The following is a 1,649-nucleotide window of genomic DNA, read 5'->3' on the forward strand; positions in this document are numbered from 1 at the left end:
GGCGGGGTTGTTCGCGGTTGAGGTGGCGTTGTGGGAGTTGCTCGCGTCGTGGGGTGTGCGGGCTGATTTCCTGGCGGGTCATTCGATCGGTGAGGTGACGGCGGCGTACGTGTCGGGGATGTTGTCGTTGGCGGATGCCTGTTCCCTGGTGGCGGCGCGGGGTCGGTTGATGCAGGCTCTGCCGTCGGGTGGGGTGATGGCGGCGGTCGGTGCGTCGGAGGAGGCTGTCGCCGAGTTGCTCGGCGTGACCGGCGTGGCGGTGGACGTGGCGGCGGTGAACGGTCCGGCGTCGGTGGTGGTGTCGGGTGCGGCCGATGAGGTGGCTTCGGTGGTGGGGGCCTGCCGTGAGCGGGGTTGGCGGGTCAAGGAACTGGCGGTCAGTCACGCGTTCCATTCGCGGTTGATGGATCCGATGCTGGACGAGTTCGCGTCGGTGGTGGCGGGGCTGGACTGGCGGGTGCCGCGGGTGCCGATCGTGTCGAACGTGACCGGCGCGGTCGCGGAGCCGCTGGAGCTGGTGGATCCGGAGTACTGGGTGCGGCACGTGCGGCAGCCGGTGCGGTTCGCCGACGGGGTGGCTGCTCTGCGGGGGCAGGGGGTGGACACGTTCCTGGAGGTGGGCCCGGATGCGACGTTGACGGCGATGGTGGCGGAGATCGTCGCGGATGCCGGGGTGCGGCGGATTCCGGTGTCGCGGCGGGATCAGCCGGAGGTCGGCGTGTTGACGTCGGCGCTGGGGCAGTTGTGGGTGGCGGGTGTGCCGGTCGACTGGGCGGCGTACCACGGTCAGACCGGCGCCCGGCCGGGTGTGGTCGACCTGCCCACGTACGCCTTCGACCACACCTGGTACTGGCCCGAGGCGGCGCCCGCGGCCCGCCGGGACGTGCACGGCGAAGCTCTCGACGGGCGGTTCTGGGCGGCCGTGGAGTCCGGCGACCCCGACCTGGTCGGCGGCGAGCTGGGTGTCGGCGCGGACGAACCGTTCAGCGCGGTCCTGCCGAAGCTCGCGCAGTGGCGGCGGGCCGCACAGCAGCGGTCGACGGTGGACGCCTGGCGCTACCGCGTGGTGTGGCGGCGCCAGGACGTGACCGGAAACGAGAACCTGACCGGCTCCTGGCTGGTGCTGATGGTGCCCGGCCAGGAGGACCACCCGTTGCTGGCCGGGCTGGCGGAGCGGGGCGCCGAGATGATCCCCGTGGTGCTGGACGAGCTGGACCGGGACGGGATCGCGCGTCGGCTGTCCGCCGCCTCGGCGGCCGCAGGACCGGTCGCCGGGATGATCTCGCTGATGTCGCTGGCCGGCGCCGGTGTCGTCGAGGCACTGGCGGTCGCGCAGGCGCTTGCAGTCACTGAGGTCGAGGGTCGGCTGTGGTGGTTGACCAGCGGTGCCGTCTCCGTGGACGACTCCGAGCCTCTGACCGACCTGGACGGTTCTGCGGTGTGGGGTTTGGGTCGGGTGGTGGGTTTGGAGGTGCCGTTGCGGTGGGGTGGTTTGGTGGATTTGCCGGGTGTGTTGGGTGGTGGTGTGTGGGGTTGGTTGTGTGGGGTGTTGTTGTCGGGGGTTGAGGATCAGGTGGCGTTGCGGTCGTCGGGTGTGTTTGTGCGGCGGTTGGTGCGTGCGGGTTGTCCGGCGGGTGCGGGTGCGGGTG

At 71.3% G+C, this 1,649-nt stretch carries 1 protein-coding gene; it reads left to right on the plus strand.

Translation table 11 applies throughout. The features are described from left to right. Window positions 1-55: 55 nt before the first annotated feature. On the plus strand, window positions 56-1,649 hold a 1,594-nt coding region (locus KBX39_RS33935; protein ID WP_312247520.1), incomplete at its 3' end, for an acyltransferase domain-containing protein.

The organism is Micromonospora sp. D75 (genome assembly GCF_018070405.1).
Lineage (GTDB): Bacteria > Actinomycetota > Actinomycetes > Mycobacteriales > Micromonosporaceae > Micromonospora > Micromonospora chalcea.